Genomic DNA, 15,089 nt, shown 5'->3' with positions numbered 1-15,089 from the left:
ACTCCGGCGACTACCCGATGCTTGCGCCGACAAACACCGCGCCGGCCTGCTGTGAGCAGCCGCATCTCCACTGGCCCCGACCGGCCGCGTGCTGGCAGGCTCGCGGCCATGGAGATCAGGATCGCGACCGCCGGGGACTGGCCCCGCATCTGGCCCTTCCTGCGCGAGATCGTCTCGGCCGGGCAGACCTACACCTGGCCCCGGGACGTCGACGAGACGCGCGCCCGGGCCATGTGGCTGGTGCCGGCGCCGGGGCGCACCGTGGTCGCGGTCGACCCGGACGGCACGGTGCTCGGATCGGCGAAGCTGACTCCCAACCAGCTCGGCCCCGGCGACCACGTCGCCAACGCCAGCTTCATGGTCGCCCCCGGGCGTCCGGGCGCGGGATCGGGCGGGCCCTGGGCGAGTATGTGCTCGACCAGGCGCGTGCCGACGGCTACCGGGCGATGCAGTTCAACGCGGTGGTGGCCGTCAACACCCGCGCGGTGGCGCTGTGGCGGTCGCTGGGCTTCGAGGTGGTCGGCCGGATCCCGGAGGGCTTCCACCACGCCACCGAGGGATACGTCGACCTGCTCGTCATGTACCGCCGGCTCTGAGCCCGGACGGCGCGCCCTCGTCACTGGCTAACCTGGTCCGGTGACGCTACCCCTGCCCGCCGGTGACTTCCAGGCTTACCTCTTCGACTGCGACGGCACCATCGTCGACTCGATGCCTCAGCACTACACGGCCTGGCGGCAGGCCCTCGACGGGTGGGGCTGTGCCTTCCCCGAGGAGCTCTTCTACGCCTGGGCCGGGCGGCCGACCGCCGACATCGTCGCCGCCCTCAACGAGCAGCAGCAGCTGAACATGCCGCTGGAGGCCGTCGTCGCCCGCCGGGAGGCGCTCTTCGCGCAGCTGCTGCCCACGGCGGTCGGCATTCCCGGGGTGCTGCACCACATCGACGACGCGCACGGGCGGATCCCGTTCGCGGTGGTCTCCGGCAGCACCCGCGAGGCGGTCACCGCCTCCCTCGACGCGCTGAGCATCCTGGACCGCTTCGACGTGCTGGTCTGTGCCGGGGACTACACCCGTCCCAAGCCCGATCCGGAGCCGTTCCTGCGCGCCGCCGAGCTGCTCGGCGTACCGCCGCGCTCCTGTCTGGTGTTCGAGGACGCGGACCTGGGCATCGAGGCCGCCACCGCCGCCGGCATGGCCGCGGTCCGGGTGCCGCAACCCCGCCAGGGCTGACCGGGTCGCATCCACCGGCGCCGAACTTGCTCAAGATATCCGCAAGTTGCCTCCGTCACAGTTCTCCGACGGGTCGGAAAACGCCATCCTGATGACAACCGGTGCCGGCGACCTGTCGCCGCCCCGCGCCGGCGTACCTGAACGGGGGATCGCGCTCCGCCATCAACGGCGCTGGCGCAGCGCGATCAGGGGCGCCGGCCGATGATCGTCGCAGACTGGCGTCACCTGCGCCGGGATGTCGGTGCTCGGGCCTATGCTGCGGTCGACCACCGACGGAAAGGCCGATCTCGTGGCACCCACCGGCTCGACGGCGCTGACCGGCGCCGAGGCGCTCGCGTTGCGGATGACCAGCCTCCGGCTGCGCCCCCACCCCACCGCCGCCCCGCCCGCCGGGGTCGCCGAGGTGGTGCAGTGGTTCGGCGCCATGCAGGCACAGGACCTGGCCAGCGGCATGTGGTCGCTGGGCGTCCGGCTGCCCGGGTCCACCCACGCCGACGTGCACGCCGCGCTGGAGCGCCGCGAGGCGTTGCGGACCTGGCCGATGCGCGGCACCATCCACCTGGTGCCGGCCCAGGATGCCCGCTGGATGCTGGAGTTGACCGGCGTACGCGCCCTCGCCGGCGCGGCCCGCCGGCGGGAGTTCCTCGGGCTGTCCGAGGCCGAGGCGGATCGCGCGGCCGACGTGCTGGGCGCCACCCTGGCCGGAGGCGTCCGGCTGACCCGTGCCGAGTGCGTCGCCGCGCTGGTGCGGGCCGGCATCGACGGCGCCGGCCAACGCGGCTACCACCTGCTGTGGTATGCGGCCCAGCGGGGCGTCACCTGCATCGCCCCCAGCATCGGCACCGAGCAGACGTTCGCGCTGCTCGACGAGTGGGCGCCCGGGCAGCACCAGCCGGAACGGGACGAGGCGCTGGCCACCCTGGCGCTGCGCTACTTCCGTGGTCACGGCCCCACCACCCGGCAGGACTTCGCCGGCTGGACGGGCCTGACGGCGGCCGACGCCAAGCGGGCCATCGCCGCCACCGGAGACGAGCTGACCACGGCACGCGTCGACGGCGCCGAGGCGGTGCTGCACACCCCGCTGCTCGACGCGCCCCGCACCACGGTGGACGACATGGTCGCCCTGCCCGGCTTCGACGAATACCTGCTCGGCTACAAGGACCGCACGCTCATGCTCGACCCGGAGCACAGGCAGGCGATCATTCCGGGTGGCAACGGCGTCTTCCAGGCGACCGTCGTGCGGGGCGGCCGGGTGGTCGGCACCTGGCGACGCAGCCTCGGCAAAACCCGCGTGACGATCGCCGTACGCCCTCTGGTCGATCTCGCCGCCGACGCCCGGGCGCAGGTCGAAAAGGCGCTGGGGAGGTACGGCGATTTCCTCGGACTGCCGCTGGCCGTCACCTGGCGGCGCCGGGAGCTGGGCCGCGTTCCATAAGGGCTCCGCCGAGCGAGCCAGGACCTGGGCGACGGTCCGGCAAGGCTGCTGCCCTAGAGCGCACGCTCGAAGAAGGAAAACCATAATCGGCGCGGCACAATGAGCGAATTCTCGTACGGCGATCGGCCGGCCGACATGTCGCTCTGCGGAGGTCCATGTGTACCGCCCGATCCTGGATCCCCTCGCCGACTCGCTGGCCCTGAGCGCCCTCGTCGCCGGGCTGCCGATCGTGACGCTCTTCCTGCTGCTCGGCGTGGCCCGGGTACGAGCGTGGCTGGCCGCCTTCGGCGCGCTCACCGTCGCCCTGGTGGTGTCCATCCTGGTGTACTCGATGCCGGCCGGGCAGGCACTGCTCACCGCGAGCCAAGGCGCGACGTTCGCACTGTTCCCGCTCGTGTGGACATTCGGCACTGCCATCTGGATCTACCGGATGACCGTGACGAGCGGGCACTTCGATGTGCTCCGGCGCTCGTTCGCCCGGGTCAGCGACGACCAGCACGTGCAGGCGCTGGTGATCGCGTTCTGCTTCGGTTCACTGTTGGAGGGGCTGGCCGGCCAGGGCACGCCGGTGGCCATCACCACGGTGATGCTGCTGGCGTTGGGCTTCGGTCCGATGAAGGCAGCCACCGTGGCGCTGGTGGCCAACACCGTGCCGGCCGCATTCGGGCCACTCGGCCTGCCGATCACCACACTGGCACGAGTCACCGACCTGCCAACGGACGAACTGGGCGCGATGGCCGGGCGCCAGGTGCCGGTGATCGCGCTGTTCATCCCGCTGCTCCTCGTCGGCATGGTCGGCGGTCGCCGAGGGCTGCGCCGGACCTGGCACGTGGCGGTCTCCTGCGGCCTGTCGTTCGCGCTGGCGCAGTTCCTCACCTCGAACTACTTCGCGATGGCCCTGGCCGACATCGTCGCCGGGCTGGTCAGCGCCGTGGTGGTGACGGTGATCGCGCGGGTGTGGCCGCCGCAGCGCCGCGACGACCCGCTGATCGACACCGCCGCCACGGACGGACCGGCGGCACCCGCGCCGGTCGGGCCGGTCACGCCAGACGGGCCAGACGGGCCGGTCACGCCAGACGGTCCAGGCACGCCAGGCGGGCCGGACCGTGGGGTGGCCGTAGCCAGCCGCAGGGTGGTGGCTCCGCACCCGCCGGACGCCCCGGCCGAGGTCTGGCGGGCGTACGCCCCGTACCTGGTGATCGTGGCGATCTTCGGCCTGTCTCAGGTGCCCGCGATCGCGGACGCGCTCAACGCGGTCACCGTGACCTTCGACTGGCCCGGGCTGCACCTGCTGACCGTGTCCGGCGCACCGTCGACGCTGCCGGTCTTCCGGTTCAACTGGCTCTCCTCGACCGGCACGCTGCTGGTCCTGGCCGGCCTGGTCACGATGGCGATCCTGCGGGTCACCCCGCGCACCGCGCTCGTCGCGTACGGGCAGACGTTGGCCTCGCTGCGCTGGGCGATCCTCACCGTCTGCGGACTGCTGGCGCTGGCGTTCGTGATGAACGGCAGCGGGCAGACCGCGACGCTGGGCACCTGGATGGCCGGCGCCGGTGGCCTGTTCGCGTTGCTCTCGCCGATCCTCGGCTGGCTGGGTGTGGCGCTCACCGGCTCGGACACGTCCTCCAACTCGCTGTTCGGTGCGCTCCAGGTCACCGCCGCGCAGCGCGCCGGCCTGGACCCGGTGCTGCTCGCCGCCGCCAACGCGTCCGGCGGCGTGGTCGGCAAAATGATCTCGTTGCAGAACCTGACGATCGCGGCGAGCGCGGTGGGGCTGAACGGCCGCGAGGGCGACCTGTTCCGCCGCATGTTCGGCTGGAGCGTGGTGTTGATCTGCGCGATGGCGTTGCTCGTCGGCTTGCAGGCGACCCCGCTGCTGAGCTGGATGGTGCCGTAGTGGCTCCGCCGGGATGCCCCCGGTTGAGGTCGGCCGGCGTCAGCTCACCGGGCTTGGGCGAGCAGGGCCGCGTGGTCGTCCCGTTCCGTGTCGCGGGCGCGCCGCACCATCCGGCACACCTCGCGCAGCCCGACCGCCGCCAACTCGGCCGCGACCTGGTCGGCGAGGTAGAGGTGGCGGTCAAGCTGGATCTCGTGGCCGAACCGGCGGTACGCCGGGGCCACGTCGCGGATCCCTTCGCCGGACTGGAACCCGACGAGCAGGTGCCCACCCGGACGGAGCACCCGGGCGGCCTCCGCGAAGATCCGCGACTGGCCGGCAGGCGGCGTGTGGATGATCGAATACCACAGCAGTACGCCAGCGAAGCGGTCGTCCGGGTACGGCAGCTCGGTCAACGAGCCCACGGCGAACGCCAGATCCGGATTGTCCCTGCGGGCCATGGCGACCATGCCCGGCGACAGATCGACCCCCTGCATCCGGCAGCCCCGGTCGGCCAGGTACCGGCTCATCCGGCCGGTGCCGCACCCGGCGTCGAGCACCCGCGCGTCATCGTCGGAGGGCACCGCCTCGGCGAACGCGTCGACCATGGCGAGGTCGAGTGACGTCTCCGCCCGGGTGTCCGGGAAGTAGGCGGCGTAGTCCTTTGCCACCGTGTCGTAGGCACGCCGTACGCCATGGAAATCACCGGGGGTGAAAACCGCGAAAGACGCCACAGAATCATCGCACCACCCCCGCCACTCGGCGCGACACGCCTTGCGGGGGCCAGGTTTTTCCGGCAGGGTCACCCGGGTACGCGATCGGACTGCGGCTGCGGGGATCACGGCGTGACGGTCAGGGTTCGCGCTTCGCTATCCGGGTCCACCCGGTCCAACCACGCTCGGCGATCATCTCGCGCAGCCGCGCGACGGCGGGGTGGGCGGCATCGGCGAACGCGTCCATCAGGTGGATGAACGCCTCGTCGGGCATGACCTCGTCCTGCCGGTCCAGCTCCCCGCTAGCCGACGCCTGCTCGAACAGTTCGCTCATCAGGTCGGCCGTTTCGCGCAACAGTTCGTCGTCTTCGCCGTTGTCGGCGATCCGCCCGAAGAGCTGGTAGAGCCGGACGACCTTCGGGTTGGCCAGCTCGGCCACCTTCGCCGCCATGACCGCCGGGATCGTGTCCGGCCAGCGGGCCGCCATCAGGATCCACGCGTCGCGCTCACCCTCGATCAGCATGCGCGGTGCACCGGCGGCGCGAAGACGGTCCAGGTAGTCGACCACCTCCTCCGGGACAGCCAGGGAATCGCCGCTGCCCAGCCGCGCGATTCGCCGCCGGTGCTCCTGTAGCGTGCGGATCTGCGCGCGTAGCCGCCGGTCGATCTCGGTGGTCGCAGCGGCGAACGTCTCGGGGTCCGCGTCGAGCAACTCGCGGACCCGGGCCAGCGGGACCCCGGCCTCCGCCAGGGTCCGGATCCGGATGAGTCGCACGACCGCCACCGCGTCGTACGTCCGGTAGCCGGAGGCGTCGCGCTCCGGCTCCTGGAGCAGCCCGATCTGGTGATAGTGCCGCACCGCGCGGATGGTCACCCCGGCATAGGACGCCAGCCGTCCGATCGTCAGCATGGTGTCAGCCTGCACGAGAAGGAGACATGGGCACCTGTTCTGGCGATAGCAGGGTCAACTGATCTTGCGGCGGTAGACAACCATGGCGACGCCGTACGCGACGACAAACAGGCCGGCACACCAGGCGAGGGCGATCCAGATGTCGCCACCGACGTGCTGCTCGGCGAGCAGGCCGCGGATCGTGTTGACGATCGAGGTCACCGGCTGATTCTCGGCGAAGGTGCGCACCGGGCCGGGCATGCTCTCCGTGGGTACGAAGGCCGAGCTGACAAACGGCAGGAAGATGAGCGGATAGGAGAAGGCGCTCGCCCCGTCCACGGACGTGGCGGTCAGGCCCGGGATGACGGCAAGCCACGTCAGGGCCAGCGTGAACAGCATCATGAGGCCGGTGACCGCCAACCAGTCCAACACGCTGGCACCCGAGCGGAAGCCCATCACGAGGGCTACCAGCACCACCACCACGAGCGAGAACAGGTTGGCGACCAGCGAGGTCAGCACGTGCGCCCACAGCACCGACGGACGCGCGATCGGCATGGACTGGAACCGCTCGAAGATGCCACCCTTCATGTCCAGGAAGAGCCGGTACGCGGTGTAGGAGATGCCCGAGGCGACGGTGATCAGCAGGATGCCGGGCAGCAGGTAGTTCACGTAGCTGTCCGACCCGGTCTGGATCGCGCCGCCGAACACGTAGACGAACAGCAGCATGAATGCGATCGGCATGATCGCGGTCGTGATGATGGTGTCCGGGCTGCGGCTGATGTGCCGCAGGGACCGCCCCAGCAGGACGATGGTGTCGCCGAAGAAGTGCTTGGTCATCGATGGTCCTCAGCTGTTCGTGCCGGTGGGACTGGCGACGCCTTCGCTGGAGTCGGTGCTGTCGGTGCCGACGATGGCGAGGAAGACGTCTTCGAGGGTCGGCTGCTTCTCGACGTACTCGACCTTGGCGGGCGGCAGCAGTTGCTTCAGTTCGGGGAGGGTGCCGTTGGCGATGATGCGGCCCCGGTGCAGGACGGCGATCCGGTCGGCGAGCTGTTCGGCCTCGTCCAGGTACTGCGTGGTGAGCAGCACCGTCGTACCCTGCCTGGCGAGTTCCCTGACGGCCTGCCACACCTCAAGTCGCGCCTGCGGATCGAGCCCGGTCGTCGGTTCGTCGAGGAAGATCACCGGCGGGCTCCCGATGAGGCTCATCGCGATGTCGAGGCGGCGGCGCATGCCCCCGGAGTACGTCGATACCCTCCGCCTGGCCGCATCGGTCAGCGCGAAGCGGGCCAGCAACTCGTCCGCGATCCGGCCCGGATTCCTCAGATGCCGCAACCGGGCGACCAGCACCAGGTTCTCTCGCCCGCTGAGGATCTCGTCGACGGCCGCGAACTGGCCCGTCAGGCTGATGGACTCCCGCACCTTGGCCGCCTGGGTGGCGACGTCGAACCCATTCACGCTGGCCGTACCCGCATCCGACCGGAGCAGCGTGGACAGGATCCGGACGACCGTCGTCTTACCGGCCCCGTTGGAGCCGAGCAGGGCGAAGATGCTGCCCCGCGCCACATCGAAGTCGACGCCGCGCAGCACGTGCAGTTTCTGGTACGACTTCACCAGGCCCCGCACCTGGATCGCGGGCAGGCTGGCCCGCACGGTGAGCTGAGATTCCTCGGACATGGCGCCAGCATGCAGGGTTGACGCTGCGTCAGGGTCAAGCCCGAAAGCAGCCTGCTCGCGACGACTGGGCGGCACAGGCCGGGGTACCGATGTCGGTAGCCGCCCTGCATGCGTCGTTGCGCCTCAACCAGAGTGAGTGCTACCGCAAGCTCGCCGACCTCGACCGTGCCCGCGAGTTCCTCCAGCGGACGGGATCGGCGCGCTCGACGCTGACGAGTGCGGGCAACCGATCAAGAACGACCTGAACGGCTGACGCAGCAGTTGCCCGCCGCCGCGAACGTGACCGGGTAAGTGGCCGATTGGTAGCGCACATACCGTCCCGCCCGACGTGGCGCTGCGCGGCGTGCGGAATTCCGTGGCCGTGTTCCCGGCGAAGCTGCGGCTGCTGGCCGAGTACAAGGACAACAAGCCGGCACTCATGATCTACCTGGTGACGCTGCGCGAGGAGGCCACTGCACAACTTGCCGCGCTGGATTCCGGTGCGTCCCCGGCAGAGGTAAACACACGCTTCACGGACTGGGTGCCCGTCCGTCCGGCGACGTGAAGACGCCCGCCCCGCTCCCGCGACATCCCCCCGTCGCAGGCGCAGGGCGGGTCCCCTCTTCGCGCACCCCCTCAATACCCCAATCCCGCGCGGCGTCAGGCAGCCAGGGCGCCCGCCGAGCGGCCCTCGTGCAGGGTGAGGTTCCGGCCGTTCGACGGGTCGAAGAGATGGATCTTCTCCAGGTTGAACCAGACCCGGCGGTTCTCTCCCTCGGTCACGGTCGACTCCGCCGACAGCCGGGTGATCAGGTTCGAGCCGGCGCCGGTGAAGTCGGCGGCGCCCGCGTCGGCGGCCAGTTCCTCCAGATCGGCGGCGGTGGCCCGCTCCCCCTCGACGGCGAGGTAGACGTACTTGTCCGAGCCCATCGACTCCACGATGTCGACCGGCGCCTCGAACTCCATGCCCCGGCGGCGGGTCTCCTCGTCGACCAGTTCGGCATCCTCGAAGTGCTCGGGCCGGATGCCGAGGATCAGTTCCCGGGGCGCGTCGGCGTCCGCCAGCTCGCGGCCGATCCGGTCGCCGACCGGCACGTCGCCCAGGGCGGTACGCAGCGTGCCCTCCTCGACCGTGGCGGGCAGGAAGTTCATCGACGGCGAGCCGATGAACCCGGCCACGAAGAGGTTGTTCGGATGGTCGTACAGCTCCTGCGGCGGGCCGACCTGCTGCACCGCACCGCCCCGCATGATCACCACACGGTCGCCGAGGGTCATCGCCTCGGTCTGGTCGTGGGTGACGTAGACGGTGGTGGTGCCGAGCTGCTTCTGCAACCGGGACACCACGGTACGCATCTGGACCCGCAGCTTCGCGTCCAGGTTGGACAGCGGCTCGTCCATCAGGAACGCCTTGGGCTGGCGGACGATCGCCCGGCCCATCGCCACCCGCTGCCGCTGCCCGCCGGAGAGGTTGGCCGGCCTGCGGTCCAGCAGTGGCGTCAGCTCCAGGACCTTCGCCGCCTCCTCGACCTTCCGCGTGATCGTCGCCTTGTCCAGCTTCGCCAGCCGCAGCGGGAACGCCATGTTCTCCCGGACGGTCATGTTCGGGTAGAGCGCGTACGACTGGAAGACCATGGCGATGTCGCGGTCGCGCGGCGCCTTGTCGTTCACCCGTTCCCCGCCGATGCGCAGCTCACCGGCGCTGATGTCCTCCAGCCCGGCGATCATGTTCAGGGTGGTGGACTTGCCGCAGCCGGAGGGACCGACCAGGATGACGAACTCGCCGTCGGCGATCTCCAGGTCGACGTCCCGCACCGCCGTGGTGCCGTCGGGGAACTTCTTGCTCACCTTGTCGAGCACGATGTCAGCCACCGTTACCACCTGATCCCTTGGCTTCGCATTTTGACTCACCTATCCCTTGACGGCGCCGGAGGTCAGGCCGGAGACGATGCGGCGCTGGAAGAAGAGGACGAACAGGATGATCGGTACGGTGATCACCACGGCGGCGGCGCAGATCGCCCCGGTCGGGTCCTCGAACTGCGAGGCGCCGGTGAAGAACGACAGCGCGACCGGCACCGTGCGCGAGCGCTCGGTGGAGGTCAGCGAGATGGCGAACAGGAAGTCGTTCCAGCAGAAGATGAAGACCAGGATCGCCGTGGTGAACAGCCCCGGCGCGGCCAGCGGGGCGATCACCCGGCGGAACGCCTGTGCCTGGGTGGCGCCGTCCATCTTGGCCGCCTTCTCCAGATCCCACGGGATCTGCTTGAAGAACGCCGACAGCGTGTAGATCGCCAGCGGCAGCGCGAAGGTGATGTACGGCAGGATCAGGCCCGGCCAGGTGTCGAAGAGGCCCAACTGCCGCTCGATCTCGAACAGCGGAGAGACCAGCGACACCTGCGGGAACATCGCGATCAGCAGGGAGACGCCGATCAGCACCCGCTTGCCCGGGAAGTCCAGCCGGGAGATCGCGTACGCGGCCATCGCGCCGAGCACCACGGCGATCACGGTGGCGATCAGCGCGATGCCGATGGAGTTGATCAACGCTCGGACGAACTGGTCGGTGGCGAAGATCGTCCGGTAGTTCTCCAGCGTCCACTCCCGAGGGACGAACTTCCCGTCGGTCAGCGTGGCCGGCGTCTTGAACGACAGCGACATGATCCAGAGCACCGGGGTCAGCGCGAAGACGACCACGGCGACGTCCAGCAGGCCCCAGCGCACGCGTGCCCGGGTGGTGGTGTCAGCCATGTCAACGCCTCTCCCCGTCGTCGCTGCCGGGGGCAGCGGTACCGAACAGCTTCACGAAGACGAACGCGATGATCGCCACGGCGATGAAGATCAGCACCGACATGGTCGAGCCGATGCCGAGGTTCAGGCCCCGGATCAGGTTGTTGTAGGCGATCATCGACACCGACGAGGTCTCGTTCGCCCCGCCGGTGAGCACGTAGATGTTGTCGAAGACCCGGAACGCGTCCAGGGTGCGGAACAACAGCGCCACCAGGATCGCCGGCTTCATCACCGGCAGCATCACCTTGGTGAACCGCTGCCACGCGGTGGCGCCGTCGGTGGAGGCGGCCTTGAGCAGGTCCTCCGGCACCAGCGCCAGGCCCGCCATCAGCAGCAGCGCCATGAACGGCGTGGTCTTCCAGATCTCCGCCAGCATGATGATCGCCAGCGAGCTGGCCCGCTCGGTCAGCGGCGCACCGTCGGAGAAGAGGTTGGCCAGGTAGCCGGTGCCGGGCGTCCACGCGTACCGCCAGGAGAACGCGGCGACGACCGTGACGATGCCGTACGGGATCAGCGCCGAGGTCCGTACGATGCCCCGCCCGACCAGCGTCCGGTGCATGATCAGCGCCAGGCCCATGCCGAGCACCAGCTCCACGGCCACGGTGACCACGGTGATCAGCATGGTCACCCCGAACGCCGTCCACCAGAACTCGTTGCTGAGCACCGTGACGTAGTTCTGTAGCCCGACGAACTCCCGCTCGGCGGGGAAGCGCAGGTCGTAGCGCTGTAGCGACAGCCACACCGAGTACAGGATCGGATAGGCGGTCACCGCGAGCATGACCAGCGCCGCCGGGGCACACAGCAACAGGCCCAGCTTGCGCTCGGCCCGCTTGTTCTCGCTCAGCGGCACCCGGCCGCGCCGGTTGGCGGCACGCTGGGCCGGCACCGTCGCCGGCCGGCCGTCGCGGGTCTCGGTCCCGTCCGCCGCGACGTCCGGGCTGGCCGCGCCGGCCGGGCTGGCATTCGCGCTGCGCTCGCTCACGGCAGGACTCCCCTCGACTCCAGGGCGGCGGCGACGGCGTCGCGCAACTCGTCCGCGGTCGCCTGCGGGTCGATCGCCGACGGCGGCGACAGGATCGCCGAGGTCACGGTGGAGATGCTCTGGTACGCGGGGGTCAGCGGCCGCACCGCCGGATCCCGCAGCTGTTCCAGGATGGTCTCCTTCATCGGGTACGCCTCGTCCATCTCCGGGTCGTCGTAGACGCTCTCGATCGTGGGCGGCACCCCGTCGTTGATCGCGGAGAACTTCTGGTTCTCCGCGTTGCGCAGGCACCTGGCCGCCTCGAAGGACTCCGCCGGGTGCTCGGAGTAGCGGCTGACCGCGAGGTTGATCCCGCCGATGGTCACCCGGCTCGGCGTCCCCTCGTCGATACCGGGCACCCGCGCCCAGGCGACCCGCTCGGCCAGCTCCGGATTGGCCTCCTGCATCGCCGGATAGACGAACGGCCAGTTCACCTGGAACGCGCCGCTGCCGGCCTGAAACTCCAGCCGTACCGGGTCCTCCATGGCGTTGCTGAACGACGGTGAGGTCACCCCGGAGGTGGCGAAGTTCCGCAGCACCTCCAGGGCCCGCACGGCACCGTCGTCCACCACGGACTCGGTGCCGTCGTCGTTGAGGATGGCGCCGCCGGCGCTGGCGACGAGGGTGTTGTAGAGCACGACCAGCCCCTCGTACTGGGCGCCCATGGTGAGCACCTGGTGCGGTTGGCCCTGCTCCCGCAGCCGCTGCGCCATCGAGATCATCTCGTCCCAGGTGGACGGCGGCTCGGGCACCAGGTCCTTGCGGTACCACAGCAGCTGGGTGTTGGTGTTCTTCGGCGCCCCGTAGAGCTTGTCCTCGTGCCGGGCGGTCTCCAGCGGGCCATCGAGGGTGCCCTCCTCCACCTCGGCGCGGTCCTGCCCGGTCCACTCCAGAATCCAGTTCGCGCTGGCGAACTCCTGCGTCCAGGTGACGTCGAGACCCAGCACGTCCATGCCGTTGTCCTCGGCCGCGAGCCGCCGCACCATCTGCACCCGCTGCTCGTCGGCCTCCCGCGGCAGCACCCGGTTGACGATGCGGTACCGCCCGTCGGCCTCGGTGTTGCACCGGTCGACCACCTGCTGCAGGTTCTCCTCCGGCGGGTAGTACAGGTTGATCGTCGGCGTACCGCCGTCCCCGCCCGAGGCACAGGCCGCCATCGGCGCCACCAGCGTCAGCGCCGCGGCCGTCGCCGCCACGCGTACGCGGGGTCGACGCCGCCCGCCGGCCGCCTCGCTCCGCCAGCTCATGGACCCCTCCCCTCGTCTGTCGGCAAACCGCCGGAGAGGTCTCCGTGCCCCGGCGCACGGCAAGCCGGCCAGGGCATGTGACCTGCTGGTTCACGGTCCCCTACGGCTCGTGGCTGCAACACTGCCCGACCTGCGAAGTCACGAAACCTGACCCAGCTGAGGCCGCTTCAAACATCCGGCGCTGTGGTCCACGTCACGCCGTCCGCCGGCGCCGCCGGCGGGCGCTACTGTCGGGCGGTGGACGCTACCTTCTTCTTCGACCCGATCTGCCCCTGGACCTGGCGTACGTCCCGCTGGCTGGTGAGCGTCGCCGAGGCCCGTGACCTGCGCATCGAGTGGCGGGCGTTCAGCCTGGGCATCCTCAACGACGGGAAGGTCCCGCCCGAGTACGCCGAGGCGATGACCGCCTCGACCCGCGCCCTACGGCTGGTGGAGGCGCTGCGGGCCGGGGGCCGCCACGACGACGTCGGCCGGTTCTACGCCGAACTGGGCGCCCGCACGCACGACGCCGGCAATCCGCCGAGCGGCAAACTGGTGGCGGCAGCCGTCGAGGCGGCCGGGCTCGACGACGCGGCAGCCGCCCTCGACGACGCACGCTGGGACGCCGAGGTGCACGCCTCGCACTCCCTGGCGTACGCCTCGGCCGGGCCGGACATCGGCTCCCCGGTGCTGATGGTTGCCGGCGCCGACCGGGGCCTGCACGGCCCGATCCTCACCGAGGTACCCGGCGCCGAGGACGCCCTGGTCCTGTGGGACAGCATCCTGCCGCTGATGCGCATGCCGGCCTTCCACGAACTCAAGCGCGCCCGCCACTGAGCCTCCGGGGTGCAGACGCCGGCCCGCACGCCGACGGCCTGCGGATGTCGGTGGCAGGGGGCATGATCTGGGTATGCTCGCCCGCTTCAAGGATCTCTGTCTCGACGCCGCCGACGCGCACGCCCTCGGCGGGTTCTGGGCTCGCATCCTCGACGCCAACGTGGTCGACACCGGCGACGGCGACACCCGGATCGATCCGCGCCCGGCCCGGTCCAGCGCCGAGTCGATCTGGGTGAACCGGGTGCCCGAGCCGCGTACCGTCAAGACCCGCGTACACCTGGATCTGCGGCTGGCGGAGGCGAGCCCGGCGGCGTTGCTGGCGGCCGGCGCGCGGCTGGTCCGCGAGCCGGACTCGGAGACCGACTGGTGGGTGCTGGCCGACCCGGAGGGCAACCGGTTCTGCGGCATCCCGCCCGGCGAGGGCGCCACCGGCACCGGGCCGTTCGAGATGATCGTGGACTCCACCGACCCGGCCGCCCAGGCCGCCTGGTGGGCCGGCGTCGTCGGCGGTGAGGTCCGCGACGGCGACAAGGGGTACGCCACGCTCGTCGGGGCGGCCGGTTTCCCCTGGGACTACTGGATCTTCAACGCGGTTCCCGAACGCAAGTCCGTCAAGAACCGGATGCACTGGGATGTCGACCTGACCGACCCCGAGCCGACCGCGCTGATCGGTGCCGGCGCCCGCCTGCTGCGGGAGCCGGACGACGCGGTGAGCTGGTGGATACTGGCCGACCCGGAGGGCAACGAGTTCTGCGCCTTCCCGCCGAGTCCCACCGATTGACCGGTGGCGCTACCGGGTAACCGTCGGGTGGACTAGCGTTTAACACGTTTCGCCGTCAGCGCGTACGCCGTCGCCGTCGATACGCCACCGGCCGACCCCGACCCGCCCGATCGGTTGGTTCTCCCGGGAACAGCCCCTCACCGGCATGCCGGTTGGGCAGGATCGTCCCAACGAGGAGGTGCCGCCGTGGTGCAGGACACCCGCGCTCTCACCCTGACGTTCGAGGTGAGCGGCCTGCCACCGGTCAAGACCGAGGCGCTGTCCATCTTCGCCGCCGGGCACCGGCAGGCGACGAGGGTACGCGCGCTGCTGCACGCCGCCTGCGCGGCCGCGCAGCAGACCGGCTGGACGCCACTGTCCGGCCCGATCGAGATCGACCTGACCCTACGCTGCCCGCCCGGGCACCGCACCGCCGATGCCAGCACGCTGCTCGGTGGGGTGTGCGCGGTGCTCCAGGACAAGAAGCGGGTCTCCAGCATCGGTCTGGCCCACCTCGGCGTGCTGGTCGACGTCGCGCTCTACGACGACGACAAGCAGATCCGCCGGCTGTCGTACGTCGAGGAGCCGGCCGAGGAGTTCTCGTACCAGATTCGCGTCGCCGCCGTACCGGACAGGGTTTGACCGGCGGCCGAGGTGGGGTACCGCAG

16 protein-coding genes and 1 pseudogene are annotated in these 15,089 nt (G+C 70.4%); 9 read left to right on the top strand and 8 right to left on the bottom strand.

Annotated features, from left to right (window positions below; translation table 11 throughout):
- The first annotated feature begins 108 nt into the window (after window positions 1-108).
- The 4 genes and pseudogenes from O7615_RS23580 to O7615_RS23565 all read left to right on the top strand — a co-directional run bounded on the left by O7615_RS23580 (window position 109) and on the right by O7615_RS23565 (window position 4,559).
- A pseudogene (locus O7615_RS23580) lies at window positions 109-596 on the top strand (GNAT family N-acetyltransferase).
- 40 nt (window positions 597-636) lie between these two features.
- Window positions 637-1,227: an HAD-IA family hydrolase gene (locus tag O7615_RS23575; RefSeq protein ID WP_278179966.1), complete on the top strand. Its 591-nt coding sequence runs from the start codon at window positions 637-639 to the stop codon at window positions 1,225-1,227.
- 343 nt (window positions 1,228-1,570) lie between these two features.
- Window positions 1,571-2,662: a winged helix DNA-binding domain-containing protein gene (locus tag O7615_RS23570; RefSeq protein ID WP_278182209.1), complete on the top strand. Its 1,092-nt coding sequence runs from the start codon at window positions 1,571-1,573 to the stop codon at window positions 2,660-2,662.
- 157 nt (window positions 2,663-2,819) lie between these two features.
- Window positions 2,820-4,559, top strand: a complete 1,740-nt coding sequence (locus tag O7615_RS23565) for an L-lactate permease (RefSeq protein WP_278179965.1) — start codon at window positions 2,820-2,822, stop codon at window positions 4,557-4,559.
- A gap of 44 nt (window positions 4,560-4,603) precedes the next feature.
- Here the strand turns inward: O7615_RS23565 and O7615_RS23560 are convergent, their stop codons facing one another.
- From O7615_RS23560 to O7615_RS23545, 4 genes are all read right to left on the bottom strand, one after another.
- Entirely contained in the window at window positions 4,604-5,272 is a 669-nt protein-coding gene (locus tag O7615_RS23560) for a class I SAM-dependent methyltransferase (RefSeq protein WP_278179964.1), read from the bottom strand.
- Window positions 5,273-5,390: 118 nt separating this feature from the next.
- Entirely contained in the window at window positions 5,391-6,161 is a 771-nt protein-coding gene (locus tag O7615_RS23555) for a MerR family transcriptional regulator (RefSeq protein ID WP_278179963.1), read from the bottom strand.
- A 54-nt stretch (window positions 6,162-6,215) separates the two neighbouring features.
- Window positions 6,216-6,977 (bottom strand): ABC transporter permease, encoded by a 762-nt coding sequence (locus O7615_RS23550; RefSeq protein WP_278179962.1) that lies wholly within the window; start codon window positions 6,975-6,977, stop codon window positions 6,216-6,218.
- A gap of 9 nt (window positions 6,978-6,986) precedes the next feature.
- Window positions 6,987-7,817, bottom strand: a complete 831-nt coding sequence (locus O7615_RS23545) for an ATP-binding cassette domain-containing protein (RefSeq protein WP_278179961.1) — start codon at window positions 7,815-7,817, stop codon at window positions 6,987-6,989.
- A 17-nt stretch (window positions 7,818-7,834) separates the two neighbouring features.
- Between O7615_RS23545 and O7615_RS23540 the strand changes: the two genes are divergently transcribed.
- Together O7615_RS23540 and O7615_RS23535 are read left to right on the top strand one after the other, a co-directional pair.
- Window positions 7,835-8,062: a hypothetical protein gene (locus O7615_RS23540; RefSeq protein ID WP_278179960.1), complete on the top strand. Its 228-nt coding sequence runs from the start codon at window positions 7,835-7,837 to the stop codon at window positions 8,060-8,062.
- 83 nt (window positions 8,063-8,145) lie between these two features.
- Window positions 8,146-8,361 carry a hypothetical protein gene (locus O7615_RS23535; RefSeq protein WP_347405098.1) on the top strand — a complete coding sequence of 72 codons (216 nt, stop codon included), beginning with the start codon at window positions 8,146-8,148 and terminating at the stop codon, window positions 8,359-8,361.
- Between the two features lie 95 nt (window positions 8,362-8,456).
- Here O7615_RS23535 and ugpC read toward each other — a convergent pair whose 3' ends face one another.
- The 4 genes from ugpC to O7615_RS23515 are packed head-to-tail and all read right to left on the bottom strand — an operon-like array spanning window position 8,457 to window position 12,845.
- Window positions 8,457-9,665, bottom strand: coding sequence for a sn-glycerol-3-phosphate ABC transporter ATP-binding protein UgpC (gene ugpC, locus O7615_RS23530; protein WP_278179959.1), 1,209 nt, complete (start codon window positions 9,663-9,665; stop codon window positions 8,457-8,459).
- Between the two features lie 39 nt (window positions 9,666-9,704).
- Window positions 9,705-10,538: a carbohydrate ABC transporter permease gene (locus tag O7615_RS23525; RefSeq protein WP_278179958.1), complete on the bottom strand. Its 834-nt coding sequence runs from the start codon at window positions 10,536-10,538 to the stop codon at window positions 9,705-9,707.
- A gap of 1 nt (window position 10,539) precedes the next feature.
- Window positions 10,540-11,559, bottom strand: coding sequence for a sugar ABC transporter permease (locus O7615_RS23520; RefSeq protein ID WP_278179957.1), 1,020 nt, complete (start codon window positions 11,557-11,559; stop codon window positions 10,540-10,542).
- Window positions 11,556-12,845 (bottom strand): ABC transporter substrate-binding protein, encoded by a 1,290-nt coding sequence (locus O7615_RS23515; RefSeq protein WP_278179956.1) that lies wholly within the window; start codon window positions 12,843-12,845, stop codon window positions 11,556-11,558. Before O7615_RS23515 ends, O7615_RS23520 begins: the two co-directional genes overlap by 4 nt.
- A 237-nt stretch (window positions 12,846-13,082) precedes the next feature.
- Here O7615_RS23515 and O7615_RS23510 point away from each other — a divergent pair, with 237 nt between their 5' ends.
- From O7615_RS23510 to O7615_RS23500, 3 genes are all read left to right on the top strand, one after another.
- Window positions 13,083-13,661 (top strand): DsbA family protein, encoded by a 579-nt coding sequence (locus O7615_RS23510; protein WP_278179955.1) that lies wholly within the window; start codon window positions 13,083-13,085, stop codon window positions 13,659-13,661.
- A gap of 73 nt (window positions 13,662-13,734) precedes the next feature.
- Window positions 13,735-14,442, top strand: a complete 708-nt coding sequence (locus tag O7615_RS23505; RefSeq protein WP_278179954.1) for a VOC family protein — start codon at window positions 13,735-13,737, stop codon at window positions 14,440-14,442.
- A 189-nt stretch (window positions 14,443-14,631) separates the two neighbouring features.
- Window positions 14,632-15,063, top strand: a complete 432-nt coding sequence (locus O7615_RS23500) for a hypothetical protein (protein ID WP_278182208.1) — start codon at window positions 14,632-14,634, stop codon at window positions 15,061-15,063.
- The last annotated feature ends 26 nt before the right edge of the window (window positions 15,064-15,089 follow it).

Origin of the sequence: Micromonospora sp. WMMD1082, assembly GCF_029626175.1 — a bacterium.
Taxonomy (GTDB): Bacteria; Actinomycetota; Actinomycetes; order Mycobacteriales; family Micromonosporaceae; genus Micromonospora.
The sequence above is the reverse complement of the archived record's forward strand: the minus strand, read 5'-3'. Positions and strand labels throughout refer to the sequence as shown.

Bases quoted from the DNA above. Each gene is read 5' to 3' on its own strand.
- O7615_RS23570 (WP_278182209.1), top strand. From the start codon at position 1,571: ATGACCAGCCTCCGGCTGCGCCCCCACCCCACCGCCGCCCCGCCCGCC.
- O7615_RS23555 (WP_278179963.1), bottom strand. From the start codon at position 6,161: ATGCTGACGATCGGACGGCTGGCGTCCTATGCCGGGGTGACCATCCGC.
- O7615_RS23550 (WP_278179962.1), bottom strand. From the start codon at position 6,977: ATGACCAAGCACTTCTTCGGCGACACCATCGTCCTGCTGGGGCGGTCC.
- O7615_RS23545 (WP_278179961.1), bottom strand. From the start codon at position 7,817: ATGTCCGAGGAATCTCAGCTCACCGTGCGGGCCAGCCTGCCCGCGATC.
- O7615_RS23525 (WP_278179958.1), bottom strand. From the start codon at position 10,538: ATGGCTGACACCACCACCCGGGCACGCGTGCGCTGGGGCCTGCTGGAC.
- O7615_RS23515 (WP_278179956.1), bottom strand. From the start codon at position 12,845: ATGAGCTGGCGGAGCGAGGCGGCCGGCGGGCGGCGTCGACCCCGCGTA.
- O7615_RS23505 (WP_278179954.1), top strand. From the start codon at position 13,735: ATGCTCGCCCGCTTCAAGGATCTCTGTCTCGACGCCGCCGACGCGCAC.